The sequence below is a fragment of the Bacillus alkalicellulosilyticus genome, from assembly GCF_002019795.1.
Taxonomy (GTDB): domain Bacteria; phylum Bacillota; class Bacilli; order Bacillales; family Bacillaceae_F; genus Bacillus_AO; species Bacillus_AO alkalicellulosilyticum.
Map to the genome: position 1 here is coordinate 4297735 of NZ_KV917381.1, position 14405 is coordinate 4312139.

At 39.2% G+C, this 14405-nt stretch carries 12 protein-coding genes; 2 read left to right on the forward strand and 10 right to left on the reverse strand.

Annotation, left to right across the window (positions count from 1 at the left end):
* Positions 1-98: 98 nt before the first annotated feature.
* Together fba and BK585_RS21535 are read right to left on the reverse strand one after the other, a co-directional pair.
* Entirely contained in the window at positions 99-962 is an 864-nt protein-coding gene (fba, locus tag BK585_RS21530; protein ID WP_078556178.1) for a class II fructose-1,6-bisphosphate aldolase, read from the reverse strand.
* 244 nt (positions 963-1206) lie between these two features.
* The gene (locus BK585_RS21535) at positions 1207-1572 is read right to left on the reverse strand and encodes a response regulator (protein WP_078556180.1); all 366 of its coding nucleotides are present in this window, start codon (positions 1570-1572) and stop codon (positions 1207-1209) included.
* A 212-nt stretch (positions 1573-1784) separates the two neighbouring features.
* Between BK585_RS21535 and BK585_RS21540 the strand changes: the two genes are divergently transcribed.
* Positions 1785-2288 (forward strand): DUF2529 family protein, encoded by a 504-nt coding sequence (locus BK585_RS21540; protein WP_078556182.1) that lies wholly within the window; start codon positions 1785-1787, stop codon positions 2286-2288.
* A gap of 177 nt (positions 2289-2465) precedes the next feature.
* On the opposite strand, the gene BK585_RS21545 is transcribed toward BK585_RS21540, so the two are convergent.
* The 8 genes from BK585_RS21545 to BK585_RS21580 all read right to left on the reverse strand — a co-directional run bounded on the left by BK585_RS21545 (position 2466) and on the right by BK585_RS21580 (position 12682).
* Entirely contained in the window at positions 2466-4070 is a 1605-nt protein-coding gene (locus BK585_RS21545) for a CTP synthase (RefSeq protein ID WP_078556184.1), read from the reverse strand.
* A 354-nt stretch (positions 4071-4424) separates the two neighbouring features.
* Positions 4425-4940 (reverse strand): DNA-directed RNA polymerase subunit delta, encoded by a 516-nt coding sequence (gene rpoE, locus BK585_RS21550; RefSeq protein ID WP_078556186.1) that lies wholly within the window; start codon positions 4938-4940, stop codon positions 4425-4427.
* 401 nt (positions 4941-5341) lie between these two features.
* Positions 5342-5965, reverse strand: coding sequence for a TetR/AcrR family transcriptional regulator (locus tag BK585_RS21555; RefSeq protein WP_245805885.1), 624 nt, complete (start codon positions 5963-5965; stop codon positions 5342-5344).
* Between the two features lie 122 nt (positions 5966-6087).
* Positions 6088-7230 carry an acyl-CoA dehydrogenase gene (locus tag BK585_RS21560; RefSeq protein WP_078556188.1) on the reverse strand — a complete coding sequence of 381 codons (1143 nt, stop codon included), beginning with the start codon at positions 7228-7230 and terminating at the stop codon, positions 6088-6090.
* A gap of 14 nt (positions 7231-7244) precedes the next feature.
* On the reverse strand, positions 7245-8390 hold the full coding sequence (locus tag BK585_RS21565) for an acyl-CoA dehydrogenase (RefSeq protein WP_078556190.1): 1146 nt from the start codon (positions 8388-8390) through the stop codon (positions 7245-7247).
* A 23-nt stretch (positions 8391-8413) separates the two neighbouring features.
* Positions 8414-9265, reverse strand: coding sequence for a 3-hydroxybutyryl-CoA dehydrogenase (locus BK585_RS21570; RefSeq protein ID WP_078556192.1), 852 nt, complete (start codon positions 9263-9265; stop codon positions 8414-8416).
* 14 nt (positions 9266-9279) lie between these two features.
* Positions 9280-10458, reverse strand: a complete 1179-nt coding sequence (locus BK585_RS21575; RefSeq protein WP_078556194.1) for an acetyl-CoA C-acetyltransferase — start codon at positions 10456-10458, stop codon at positions 9280-9282.
* 121 nt (positions 10459-10579) lie between these two features.
* Positions 10580-12682, reverse strand: a complete 2103-nt coding sequence (locus tag BK585_RS21580; protein WP_078556196.1) for a (Fe-S)-binding protein — start codon at positions 12680-12682, stop codon at positions 10580-10582.
* 206 nt (positions 12683-12888) lie between these two features.
* Here BK585_RS21580 and cls point away from each other — a divergent pair, with 206 nt between their 5' ends.
* On the forward strand, positions 12889-14085 hold the full coding sequence (cls, locus tag BK585_RS21585; protein ID WP_078556198.1) for a cardiolipin synthase: 1197 nt from the start codon (positions 12889-12891) through the stop codon (positions 14083-14085).
* Positions 14086-14405: the final 320 nt, after the last annotated feature.

The window sequence follows — 14405 nt, forward strand, 5'->3', positions numbered from 1 at the left end:
TAGTATAATAAATCATTTTTTCACTATTTTTGTCGAATGGTTCCTATAAAAAAGCAAGAGTTAAAAGTGTAGTCTACACTTTTAACCCTCTACTTTACTTATGCTTTATTCGAAGAACCAAATTCACGCATCTTACCTTTTACAGTTTCTTTAATGGCTTCACGTGCAGGTCCCATAAATTTACGTGTGTCATATACTTCTGTGTCTGCAGCTAATGCTTCACGAACTGCTTTTGCAGAAGCAATTTGACTTTCTGTATTTACATTGATTTTAGCATGGCCAAACTCAATTGCTTTTTGAACGTCTTTAGTCGGGATACCCGTTCCACCGTGTAACACTAATGGAATTCCTACTAATTGGTCAATTTCTTTCATACGGTCGAAACCAAGATTTGGTTCGCCTTTGTAAGGTCCATGAACAGAACCTAATGCAGGTGCAAAACAGTCTACTCCAGTTTCACGAACTAATTGCTCACATTCAGCTGGAATTGCATATGCTGCTTCTGCATCATCAACGATTAAATCATCTTCTTGACCACCGATACGTCCAAGCTCAGCTTCAACTGAAATACCTAGAGTATGTGCTACAGCAACAACTTGTTTAGTAATCGCGATATTTTCCTCAAGTGGATGATGAGAACCGTCAATCATAACAGATGTGAAGCCTGCGTACATCGCTTCGACACATTTCTCAAAACTTGAGCCATGGTCTAAGTGAATGGCAACAGGAACTGTTACTTTGTACTCCTCCATAAGTGATTGAACTAAAGTAACAATTGTTTTAAATCCACCCATGTATCTTGCAGCGCCTTCTGAGACACCCAGGATAACTGGTGATTTTTCTTCTTCAGCTGCTAGTAGAATCGCTTGTGTGTACTCAAGGTTGTTTAGGTTGAATTGTCCTACTGCATAGCTTTCTGCTTTTGCTTTTTGAAGCATTTCTTTCATTGAAACTAAAGGCATGTTTTGTTCCTCCCTTTTCTATCACGCTATTTCAGCAACAATGGTTACATGTTATTCACTTACAAGATGCCCTAACATCAATAGAAATATCCTTACTCTAAGTGAGCATATGTATATTGTCGTTATCCTTTTGAAAAGCTACTGACATGTTTCCACGTTTTTTTTGCCATACTTATTATAGCATGAATATTCAAGGAAATCTCATGTTTTTGCATGCAAGCGCTTTCTTACGCCGTTTTTCACCTTATTGTGCGATTTCAAAGTTTTCTCGAATAACTTGTCTTACATCATCAATGTCGAATGGTTTTGCAAAATGAGTAATCGCACCTAAGTTCATGGCCTCATTAATCATATTTAATTCCCCGTAGGCTGTCATCATGATAACTTGGACATGAGGTTTAATTTCTTTGATTCTACGTAATATTTCTAATCCATCCATTCCAGGAATCTTCATGTCTAAAAGAACTAAATCAGGCTCATCTTTCTCAACAATCGTAAGTGCTTGTACTCCATTTGCTGCTTGGTACATTTTATAGCCATCTTTTTGTAATATTTCGTTTAATAGTACTCTTATACCATATTGGTCATCAACAACTAAGATTTTCTTCATATGTAGTTCCCCTTTTCAAGTGTTTTTTATTTAATCTGAGATTACTATCTCATTTTTACGTAGAAGGCACTCTAACACTATTCGTCTTTTTATACCAATTTCCTCCTAAGGTTGGATATTAATTTGCTAATGTTTAAAGTAAAGTAACTTTCTTTCTACTGTGAATAAGGTAAAATAAATAAATCTATGTTAATCATAAAAGGAGTTGTAAAATGTTACAAATATTTCATACTCAATTAGTAGGCCTTCTTCAAAATATTAAAAAGCAAGAAGAAAAAATTGAAGAGTGTGCGCGTCTCTTAGCTCAAGCTATTGTTGGTGAAGGTCGAATTTACATACACGGAACTGGTTCTTTGGGCTCTTTGCCAGCAAATATTATGAATAGCACGGATCTCATTCCTACTTTAGACACATATTCATCAATGGAAGACGTATCAACTCATGATCGAGTACTCCTTTTTTCTTCGCAGTCAGATGAAGAAGAAGTCAAACATTTAATTGCTTCTCTCGATGAAAAAAATATCCCTTACGTATGGGTTTGCGCTCTTAAAAACGGGGAACAAGAGATGGATTTACTTATCAATACAGGGTTGTTAAGTGGCCTTGTACCTGATGAAGATGGAACGAGGACCGGGTTCCCGGATTCCCTTGTCTCAATGTATGTATACCATGCCCTCTTTTTAACGGTAAAAGATATCTTAGCTGACTATGAATAAGAAAAGCTTACGGCTTTTTCTTAGAAGCACTGTGCGAAGCCGCTACCTTCATTAAAGTCAAACAAAAGTGGGGTTCTTTTGTTTGACTTGTAGCGAGCGGAGCCTGTGCTCTTCTGTGAGTACCACCAATAAAAAAGCACGGAAACTTGGATGAGCTAGTTTCCGTGCTTTTCCTTTTTATTTTTGTTCTTCTAATGAAGCACGAATGAATTCGCGGAATAATGGCTGTGGTCTTGTTGGTCTTGAAACGAATTCTGGATGGAATTGAGATGCGATAAAGTATGGGTGATCTGCAATCTCGATGATTTCAACTAGACGTCCATCAGGGCTTGTTCCTGAGAAGATAAAGCCTGCTTGCTCCATTTGTTGACGATATTCATTATTGAACTCATAACGGTGTCTATGACGCTCATACACCACTTGTTCTTGGTAAGCTTCGTATGCAACCGTTCCTTGCTGAAGCTTACACGGATATAAACCAAGACGAAGTGTTCCACCAAGGTCTTCAACGTCTTTTTGTTCAGGTAACAGGTCAATGATTGGATAATTAGTTTGTGGATTTAATTCTGCTGAATTAGCTCCTTCTAAATTCAATACATTACGTGCAAATTCAACTGAAGCTAATTGCATCCCAAGACAAATTCCTAAGAAAGGAACTTTGTTTTCACGAGCATAACGGATCGCTTCAATTTTCCCTTCAATTCCACGGTCCCCAAATCCGCCTGGTACTAAAATACCATCAACGTCTTGAAGTAATTCCTCAACATTAGCAGTTGTCACTTCTTCTGAGTTAATCCATTTGATTTCTAAGTCAGCATCGTAAGTGTAACCTGCATGACGTAATGCTTCTGCTACAGACAGGTAGGCATCTGGCAAAGCAACGTATTTTCCTACTAATGCGATTTTTACCTTTTTCGAAAGGTTTTGTACCTTTTCTACAAGTGCTTTCCATTCTTCCATGTCAGCACCATTGCAGTTTAACTTAAGGTATTTACATACGATATCATCTAGGTGCTGTTCTTGAAGAGCAAGAGGAACTTGATAAAGTGTTTCAGCATCTCTTGCTTCAATTACAGCATTTTTATCGATATCACAGAACAAAGCAATTTTCTCTTTCATATCTTGTGGAACTGGTTTTTCCGTACGAACGACAATGACGTTTGGTTGAATCCCGAGACTTCTAAGTTCTTTCACACTGTGCTGGGTAGGTTTTGATTTCATCTCTCCGGCAGCAGATAAATAAGGGATAAGGGTACAATGGATATACATCACATTGTCGACACCGATATCACTCTTAATTTGGCGAATGGCTTCTAGAAACGGTAGACTTTCGATATCACCAACGGTTCCCCCAATTTCAGTAATAACGATATCTGCGCTAGTTTCTCTTCCAGCACGAAGTACTCTGTCTTTGATTTCGTTAGTTACATGAGGTATAACCTGAACGGTTCCTCCTAAATAATCACCACGACGTTCTTTTTTAATAACGGAAGAATAAATTTTACCTGTTGTAACATTACTATTTTGATTGAGGTTAATATCGATAAAACGCTCATAATGTCCTAGGTCTAAATCTGTTTCTGCGCCATCGTCAGTTACAAACACTTCACCATGTTGATATGGGCTCATCGTCCCCGGGTCCACGTTAATGTATGGGTCAAACTTTTGAATCGTTACGCTAAGCCCTCGGTTTTTTAATAAACGTCCCAGTGATGCTGCTGTAATTCCTTTCCCTAACGAAGAAACAACTCCTCCGGTAACAAAAATATACTTTGTTGTCATCTCATCTACCCCTTTATGAAATATAATCTTCTTTATAGAAAAAACTTAGGTACGATCTATTAGCTAAGTTGCTTATGTACGTCATGACGATTAGTATACCCTTGTCTTATAAAACCAATCGAATTCACCCATGATTTTGCACTTGCACTTTGCACTAGATCTCATTTTCTGAAAGGTTTTTTGGTTACTTTTCTAGACCCTTTTCAAAAAAATAAAGCAAAAGTGACACCACTCCCTGTAGGGGGCGCACTTTTGCTTTGTATATCGACCATTTATTAGTGAATAAGAATAGACTTATTACTAAAGCCCAAAAATGATTGTACCTATTTCGACATAGATTGTCAAGGGGTCTAGTTAGTCTTCTAATGTGTCATCTTCTTCGAAATCGTCATCCTCTAAATCCGAGTCTTCTTCGTCAGAATCTTCCTCAAAACCATCTAAATCTTCACTTTCAAATTCATCACTATCATCTTCTGCTGAAATTTCATCTAGCTCGTCTTCTAATTCTTCAAACTCATCTTCATACTCTTCATATTCTTCTATATCTTCATCCGCAGCTTTAGCTTTTTTACGAGCAGGCTTAGTAGGAGCTACCGTAAAGTCTTCTTCTACTTTTTCAACAGGATACCAGCTACGCAGACCCCATGTATTAGCTCCTACACATAGGAAACGTCCATCAATGTTTAAATCTGTATAAAGGGCACCAATTCGGTTTGTTACATCTTCATTACTCATTCCTTTTAAATCCGCTACGCGCTTTAAGAGGTCATTATAAGTAAAAGGATTTTTCTCTTCCTTCATTACTTCATATGCGATTTCAATCATCGACATTTCTTTTAGTTCTTCATGACCGTATGCTTTAATACTCAATTCACGCACTTCCTTTCACGACATCCACTATAGGCTTGTTAAAATCATACTTTTCATTATAAACATATTTTTTTCATTTATGCCAGAATTGTATAAATAAAGAATTGTACTCTATGTAAGATTCGCTGATTCTTTGTAAATTCCTCCAATAAAGATTGATAACATAAATCGCAAATCCTTCGTTTATTAAACGATGAAGATTCTTGTAGAATAGACCTATACGCTCCCGTTTTCTTGTTTTCTAACGAAAAACGGGCAGGTAAACTTTTTTTCGTTCCCAGTCTCTCGCTCTTTATCCAATTTCGGGAGCGTAAACTATTTTTCGTTCCCGGTCTCTCGCTCTCTACCTAAAATCGGTCACGTAAGTTTTTTACGTGACCGAATTCGTGTGCATCTAACACCTAGTTTTCAATTCCTTTTAAAATAAATTCAATTTGCATGTCTGTGTATTGCTGTAATGTATAATTTCGTTGGATCACCCAGCGGCGGAATGTCCACATTTGTCCTTTTACTAGGATGTCATGTGCCATTAGATTGATTTGGTCTTCGTTAAGCGTTAACAACTTTTGCTCGACGCAGTCCCGAATGATTTTTTCAATCATTTCTGTCATTTCTAACTCTTTTTCAAGCACATAAGCTAACGCTTCTTTCGGAAGTGATTTAACTTCTTGGTACATGACAAGAACTTCATCTTCCATTTCATCAATTACTTTAAAATAAGAGATAATCGCTTCTTTTAAGCGATCAAGTCCTGAGCTACTGGTGTCCAAGTATTGCTTTAGGCGATCACGTACTTCTTCATAAATGGAATCACATACTAAATATAATACATCTTCTTTTGCGCCAATGTATTCATATAACGTCCCAATGCTAAAGCCCGATTGTTTGGCTATTTCTCGAGTCGTCGTTCGATGGAACCCTTTTTGTTTAAAAAGGGTTACCGCCCCTTTAATCATTTGCTCTCTTCTTTTTTGAATGAGCTGTGGGTCTTTCACCATGGAAGGTACTTTTTTCTTATCTAACAAAGGTATCCCTCGCCTTCATTGATTCAGGTTTCTTGTCCTTATTGTAAACTATATTGTCATAATTCGGAATATCTTCTTTTTCCACATGCTTTTACGAGGTAGGGGATACCTTTATCGACTCCCTAGTCAGCTAATAGCATTTTCGAAATGACCAATCTTTGTATTTCATTTGTGCCTTCATAGATTTGAGTAATTTTAGCATCACGCATAAATCGTTCAACTGGGTATTCTTTCGTGTAACCATATCCTCCAAAAACTTGGACAGCTTCTATCGTGACCTCCATGGCGGTATCTCCAGCAAAGAGCTTCGATATCGCAGATTCCTTTCCATATGGCAACCCATTGCTTTCTTTCCATGCCGCTTGATAGGTTAAAAGTCTTGATGCTTCTATTTTTGTGGCCATGTCTGCTAACTTAAAGGCAATGCCTTGCATCTGCCCTATTGATTTTCCGAATTGCTTTCGTTCTTTCGCATATTCAACCGCAGCATCTAGCGCACCTTGAGCAATTCCTAACGCTTGAGCAGCAATTCCATTCCTACCTCCATCAAGCGTCATCATTGCGATTTTAAAGCCTTCCCCTTCTTCTCCTAATCTATTTTCTGCAGGGATACGGCAATCTTCAAAAATAATTTCTGTTGTTGGGGAAGAGCGAATGCCTAATTTCTTTTCCTTCTTTCCGACTGAAAAACCAGGCGTGTCTGATTCTACAATAAAAGCGGTAATTCCCTTATGCTTTAACTCAGGGTCTGTAATTGCAAAAACAACATAAATATCTGCAATGCCCCCATTGGTTATAAAAATTTTAGAACCATTTAAAATATACTCGTCTCCGTCTTTCTTCGCTGTTGTTTTCATTTTCGCTGCATCTGAACCTGACCCTGGCTCGGTTAAACCATAGGCTCCAATACAACGCCCTTCAGCTAATGCACGTAAATAAGTTTGTTTCTGTTGTTCTGTTCCGAACGTATATATTGGCCAACCAGCCAACGAAACATGTGCTGACAGCGTCACTCCCGTGGATGCACATACTCGAGAAAGCTCTTCGATAGCAATTACATAGCTAAGATAGTCTGCTCCAATGCCACCGTATTCTTCAGGCCACGGGATACCGGTTAAGCCAAGTTCCGCCATTTTCGTAAAAATATCTCTGTCAAAGCGTTCTTCTTCATCTCTTTGGGCAGCTGTAGGCTCTACTTCTTTTTTTGCAAAGTCTCTTACCATTTTTTGAATCATTTCTTGTTCATCAGTTAGTTGAAAGTTCATATCAATTCCTCCAATTATTGGTCCAACCCAAGTGTTTTCATAATGACTAACTTTTGAATTTCACTTGTTCCCTCATAGATTTCCGTTACTTTTGCATCTCGAAAGTAACGCTCAACAGGATAATCTTTTGTATACCCATATCCTCCATACACTTGAACTGCTTCGGTAGCGACTTGTACGGCTGTTTTGGAAGCATATAGCTTTGCCATGGAGGCTTCTCTTGTGCATGGCAAGCCTTTTTCTTTGAGCTTGGCAGCTTGATAGGTTAATAGCTTCGCTGCTTCTACGCTTGTTTTCATGTCCGCTATTTTAAATGCCAACCCTTGATGAGAACCTATTGTTTTCCCGAACTGCTTACGCTGTTTTGCATAAGCAACTGCTGCTTCACAGGCAGCTTCAGCAATACCTAGAGCTTGTGCAGCTATACCAATGCGGCCCGCATCTAAATTAGCCATCGCAATCTTAAAACCGTCTCCTTCTTGACCAAGGAGATATCCTTCTGGTACTTCTGCATTTTCAAAAGTTATCGTAGTTGTACTGGAGCCATGCAGACCCATTTTTCTTTCTTTTTTTCCAACCAGTAAGCCCTTGGTGTTCTTTTCAACGATAAAGGCGGAAATTCCCTTCGCCCTTTTTTTCGGTGCTGTTTTTGCAAACACAATATAGGTATCAGCTTCTCCGCCATTGGTGATAAAAAGCTTTGACCCATTAAGTAAATAACGGTCTCCTCGTTTAGTAGCTGTTGTTTTAAGACCTGCAGCATCTGACCCCGCACTTGGTTCCGTTAGGGCAAACGCTCCTAAACATTTACCGCTAGCTAGCTTTGTTACATACTTCTTTTTTTGCGCTTCTGTACCAAAATGTAATATTGGATTCGTACCAACAGAGGTGTGTACCGATAGAATAACCCCAAGTGCCGCACTTACTTTTGAGAGCTCATGTATCGCTACGATATATGAGGTAAAATCCATTCCAGCTCCTCCGTAGTGATCAGGTATTGGTATACCTAATAACCCAAGTGTTGCCATTTCGTTGACAATGGCACGGGGAAACACATCTTTTTCCTCCATTTGACTAACAAATGGTGCGACTTTCTCCTTTGCAAACGACTGTACCATCCTACGCAATTGTTCTTGCTCCTCTGTGAAAAGGAGGTTCATTTTATCAACTCCAACCGGTAGATTTAGTGATATTGATAAAAACCTCTGCCTGTTTTCCTACCGAGCCAGCCTGCTTTCACATACTTTCGAAGTAATGGACAAGGACGATACTTATCATCACCAAATCCTTGATGGAGGGTTTCCATTATATATAAACACGTATCTAATCCAATAAAATCTGCCAATGTCAGTGGTCCCATTGGATGATTCATTCCAAGTTTCATGACTTCATCAATCGCTTCTGGTGTTGCTACTCCCTCATACACTGAAAATATCGCTTCATTTATCATCGGCATCAAAATCCGATTAGACACGAAACCAGGAAAGTCATTGACTTCAACTGCGGTTTTTCCTATTCTTTTTGTTAGATTATGGACTGTTTCATAAGTTTGGTTTGAGGTTGCTAAGCCCCTGATGATTTCCACTAACTTCATTACGGGAACTGGGTTCATAAAATGCATTCCAATCACGTTTTCGGGTCGAGAGGTTGAAGCTGCCATTTCAGTAATCGGTAAAGATGATGTATTCGTTGCAATTATCGTCTGCGGAGAAACTATTTTATCAAGCTTTGAAAAAAGCTTTGTCTTTGCTTCCATTTGTTCAACAATCGCTTCGATTACAAGGTCTACATCACTTGCTACTTCTATATCTGCTGTAAGTTCAATTCGCGAAAGGATTGTTGCTTTTTCCTGTTCAGAGCATCTGCCCTTTTGCACTTGCTTTAGAAGGTTTTTTTCAATGGTTTGAAACCCTCGCTCTGCATATTCCATTTCTTTATCGTGCAATAGTACAGGGATTCCTGCTTTTGCGTGAACTTGGGCAATTCCGGCTCCCATTTGACCTGCTCCAATGACCAACACCTTGTTTACTTGCATCCTCTCACTCCTTCTTACACCTCAATCATAATCGCGTCTCCTTGGCCTCCTCCACTACATATCGCAGCAATACCAAGACCACCGCCTCTTCGTTGTAACTCATAAGCTAACGTTAAAATAATTCTTGTTCCACTTGCACCGATCGGATGACCTAATGCTACCGCTCCTCCATTTACATTTATCTTCTCTAGGTCGAGATTTGCAATCTTTGCACTTACTAACGCAACCGCAGCAAACGCTTCATTTATTTCAAATAAGGTGATATCCTCTTTTCGTTTCCCTGTTTTCTCTAGTAATTTAGTAATAACTAAACCAGGTGTTATCGGAAAATCTTTCGGAGCTACTCCTAAAGACGTGTGCCCAATAATTGTAGCAAGCGGCGCTAATCCTTGCTTTTTCGCTGTTTCTTCATTCATAAGTAAAAGTGCTGCTGCGCCGTCATTGACTCCTGGCGCATTTCCTGCAGTAATCGTTCCGTCCTTTGAAAAAATAGAAGGCAACGATTGCAATGCTGCTAGTGTCGTATTTTTCCTTGGAGCTTCGTCTGTCGTTATTTCTAAGTCATCGCCTTTTCGTTGCTTGATTGTAACGGGAGCAATCTCTTCTGACATTTTTCCATTTTCAATTGCTTCTAGCGCTTTTTGATGACTTCGGAGAGCCCACTCATCTTGCTCTTCTCTTTTTATCCCATACTCTTTTGCGACCTCGTTCCCATACACACCCATGTGGTTATTCGTAAACGAACAGGTTAACCCATCATGAAGCATCAAGTCTTTTACTTCGCCATGACCCATTCTCTTACCCCAACGATTCGACTCTAGAATATAAGGTGCTTGACTCATCGATTCCATACCGCCTGCAACCATTGTTGTTGCATCGCCTAGCCGGATGATTTGGTCCGCAAGCGTGACACTTCTCATCCCGCTTGCACACACTTTGTTTATTGTTTCAGTCGTTACATTTTCAGAAAGTCCGGCAAACATGCTTGCTTGCCTCGAAGGCATTTGACCTTGTCCTCCTTGAAGAACATTACCGATAATTAAACCGTCGATTTGAAAATTTTCTAGCGAATGACGAGATAATGTAGCTTGGATTGCATGTGCACCTAATTCTGCTGCTTTTAATGAGTGGAGGCTTCCGCCAAATTTTCCAAACGGTGTTCTCGCTCCACTAACAATGACTGTTTTCCCCATACCTTTGCCACCTTTTCTACAACGTTTGCTTACTTAATTTCTGAATGCGTTTACACATTTTATGACATCCAAAGAGCCCAGTAGCATCTGCCCTGAACTCTTTGCTGTGTTCTAGTTTATTCTAATGAACTGTCCCATTTGCCTGTTGGACAAGTGATCTCTCTAAAATCTCTACAAGGTCAAGTGTTTGCACGTTTTCTTCGACTTCTTTTGCTTTTGTTCCATCACTTAACATCGTTAAACAATATGGACATCCGCTTCCTATGATGCTTGGATTTACTTCTAACGCTTGTTCTGTTCGTGTGACATTGACACGGTCACCAACTGTTTCTTCCATCCACATCATACCGCCACCTGCTCCACAGCACATGCCGTTTTCAAGATTACGTTCCATTTCAACGACTTTCACTCCAGGGATTGCTCGTAAAATCTCGCGTGGTGCATCGTAAACATCATTATATCGACCTAAATAACAGGAATCATGATAGACAATCGTTTCATTTACCTCATATTTTGGAACCAGTTTTCCTTCTTGTATCAGTTTAAAGAGAAGCTCTGTATGGTGATATACTTCAACATCCTCTAAACCAAACTCAGGATACTCGTTTTTGAATGTGTTATAGGCATGCGGGTCAATCGTTACGATTTTCTTCACGTTATGTTTTTGGAATAATTCAATATTTGCATTCGCTAGCTCTTGGAATAAAAATTCATTTCCAATTCGTCGTGGTGTATCTCCTGAGTTCTTTTCTTTGTTACCGATAATGGCAAACTTCACTCCAGCCTCATTCAACACTTTTGCTAATGACTGAGCGATTTTTTGACTACGGTTATCATATGAACCCATTGAACCTACAAAGAAAAGATATTCAAATTCTTCTCCCGCTTTTTCAAGCTCTTTAATCGTTGGTACGTGAATATCGTCGCGACCTTCACGCCAGTTTTCTCTTTCTTTACGGTTAATTCCCCATGGATTACCTTGACGCTCTATATTGGTAATCGCTCGTTGTGCATCAGCATCCATTTTGCCTTCTGTTAATACAAGGTAGCGACGCATATCGATAATTTTATCAACATGCTCATTCATAACAGGACATTGGTCTTCACAATTTCTGCAAGTCGTACAGGCCCAGATTTCTTCCTCTGTAATGACATCACCAATTAAACTCACATCATAACCCGCTGCTACTTCTTGATTTCCTTCTCCTTGGAGCGCCAGTTGGTTTCCTCTTGTACTCGAAAAAGCATAGGCAGGTAGCCACGGCGAACGAGAAGTAACGGCAGCCCCTTTTTCTGTTAAGTGGTCTCTGATTTTTACGATAAGCTCCATTGGAGAAAGCATTTTGCCCGTTCCTGTAGCCGGACACATATTGGTACAGCGTCCACACTCCACACAGGCATATAAATCAACGAGTTGCTTTTGGTTAAAATCCTCAACCTTCCCAACTCCAAATACTTCTTGTGTTTCATCTTCAAAATCAATGGAAGCTAACTGACCTACTTTATGAGTACGTCCTAAAAAGACATTGTATGGACCAGCTATAAGATGCGCATGTTTTGATTGGGGCACGTACACTAAGAATGTTAGCAGGAACAATAAATGCATCCACCAAAAAGCATAGAATAATACAGCTGCTCCGGTTGGTCCAAGCCCTTGAGCTACCCATGCAATACTTGAAGCGATTGGTTCAAACCCAGTTAACGACTTATCTAACCAGATTTTTTCCATCCCTTTCGCACCTAACTTAGATAGCATCAGTCCACCAATAAAAATAAGAACAAGACCAGACTTCCATCCTCTTTTTAAGCGACCTAGTTTTTCAATATAACGGCGGTGAAACGCCCAAACAACAGCAATTAATATCATTAGTACAACGATTTCTTGGAAAAACGTAAAATAAGGGTAAATAGGGCCTAATGGCAAATGTGAATTTATAGCAAGTCCTTTCCATATCACATCGATCGCACTGAATTGTACGAGTAAGAATCCATAGAAAAACATGACATGGATAATCCCGCTTTTTTTATCTTTAAGTAATTTCTTTTGACCAAATACATTAACAAGAACCGCATTTATTCGCTCTTTCATCGTGTGGTCAAATTCAACTTTTTTCCCTAATTTAATGTATTCATATCGTGTTTTTACAAGAGTGGCGAACAAGCAAATCGCATATCCAGTAATTGCTAAAAATAAAATGAGGTTAATCCATCTAAGCGCTTCCATTTCAAGCATCCCCTTTCTTTATCTCCATCTTATGTTGAGTAAGTGCGAAAAAGCCCTTTTCCTTCCCTCCCAGTTCTCTTATGAAAATAGTATAGCACAAAATGAATGAGTATTCACTCATTAATTGAGTTAATTTTTTCCCTTAGTAAAAACATATCACTTGGGTAGACTAAATATAACAAAAATCTAGTTAATAGGAGGTTTTTATGGGAGTTGCACTTAGTATCTTAGCGATTTTAGTTCTGCTTATCATTTGGTTGCGTATTGATTTTGTAAATGGCATGAAAAAGCAAAAAAGTGAAGCTCATAAACGTGAGCAGGTAACACGTTATGGAACAGTCTCCATGCAAACAACAGGAGATGATTTTTACAAAGCAATGTTTCAAGATATTGAACAAGCAACTGACCATGTTCACATCCTATTCTATATCGTGAGCGATGACAATATTTCAAGTAAATTGGTTCATTTAATCCAAGAAAAAGCAAAACAAGGAGTAACGGTCCGTCTTCTTGTAGACCGAATGGGTTCTAGGATGAAAAAGAAAACCATTCAGCAATTAAAAGACGCTGGAGTTCTTTTTGCTTACTCACACCCGATTAAATGGCCCTATTTATTTTTTACATTCAACCGTAGAAACCACAGAAAGATTACGATAATTGATGGAAAAATTGGTTTTGTCGGAGGATACAATGTAGGTGATGAGTATTTAGGAAGAGACCCTAAATATGGGCCTTGGCGTGATTATCACTTACGATTAGTCGGTGACGGCGTTCAGGATTTGCAAGAGCAATTCCTTGAAGACTGGAAAGTAGCCACGAAGGAAAGCTTAAACAAAGAGCGTTACTATCCGACACTTGTGAAGGGAACAATTCCATTACGAATTCTGCCAACGGACGGTGTTTATTTAGAAGAAGCTTTTATAGACTTTGTCAAACAAGCGAAAACAACCATTCGTATCGGGACACCGTATTTCATTCCAGGGAAGGCATTAGAAAAAGAATTAATTGCCGCTTCGAAACGAGGCGTTGATGTTAAATTACTCGTTCCAAAGCAAGGTGATCATCCCCTTGTGAAAGAAGCATCTTTTCCTTACTTTAAAGAGTTGCTAAAAGCTGGTGTCGATGTGTACCAGTATTACCGTGGATTTTACCATGCAAAGGTTGTTATTATTGATAACCAACTTTGTGATATTGGTACAGCCAATTTCGATAAACGAAGCTTTCATATCAACCATGAAATCAACTGCATCATTTATGACCGAGAGTTTATTCAAACGGTTATTAATGAAATCGAACATGATATGTCTGTATCAGAACGGTTAACGCTAAATGCTGTTAAAAATCGAACCTTTTTTCAAAAAGGAAAAGACCGAGTCGCCCAACTCGTATCTGGATTACTATAAAAAGGCAACACAGTCGTTTCTTTTTTAAGAGCTGTGGGCGAAACTACTGCCGGCGGCCACGATTAGATTTATTCGTTTCCGGATCAGGGGGATTCTTACTCCGGCAGGCACGATTACTCTTATTCGTTACCGAACCAGGGGCGGATCCTACTCAGGCGGCCACGATTACTCTTATTCGTTACCGAACCAGGGGCGAATCCTACTCCGGCGGCCACGATTACTCTTATTCGTTATCGGATCAGGGGTAAAAGAGCACCAGACGGTAACGTAAATTGAGAATCGAGATAAACAAGATAACGAAAAAAAATGCCTTTGAGATT

Excerpts from the sequence above, each read along its gene's own strand:
- fba (WP_078556178.1), bottom strand. The coding sequence starts at position 962 with ATGCCTTTAGTTTCAATGAAAGAAATGCTTCAAAAAGCAAAAGCAGAA.
- BK585_RS21535 (WP_078556180.1), bottom strand. The coding sequence starts at position 1,572 with ATGAAGAAAATCTTAGTTGTTGATGACCAATATGGTATAAGAGTACTA.
- BK585_RS21540 (WP_078556182.1), top strand. The coding sequence starts at position 1,785 with ATGTTACAAATATTTCATACTCAATTAGTAGGCCTTCTTCAAAATATT.
- BK585_RS21545 (WP_078556184.1), bottom strand. The coding sequence starts at position 4,070 with ATGACAACAAAGTATATTTTTGTTACCGGAGGAGTTGTTTCTTCGTTA.
- BK585_RS21560 (WP_078556188.1), bottom strand. The coding sequence starts at position 7,230 with ATGAACTTTCAACTAACTGATGAACAAGAAATGATTCAAAAAATGGTA.
- BK585_RS21565 (WP_078556190.1), bottom strand. The coding sequence starts at position 8,390 with ATGAACCTCCTTTTCACAGAGGAGCAAGAACAATTGCGTAGGATGGTA.
- BK585_RS21570 (WP_078556192.1), bottom strand. The coding sequence starts at position 9,265 with ATGCAAGTAAACAAGGTGTTGGTCATTGGAGCAGGTCAAATGGGAGCC.
- BK585_RS21575 (WP_078556194.1), bottom strand. The coding sequence starts at position 10,458 with ATGGGGAAAACAGTCATTGTTAGTGGAGCGAGAACACCGTTTGGAAAA.
- BK585_RS21580 (WP_078556196.1), bottom strand. The coding sequence starts at position 12,682 with ATGGAAGCGCTTAGATGGATTAACCTCATTTTATTTTTAGCAATTACT.
- cls (WP_078556198.1), top strand. The coding sequence starts at position 12,889 with ATGGGAGTTGCACTTAGTATCTTAGCGATTTTAGTTCTGCTTATCATT.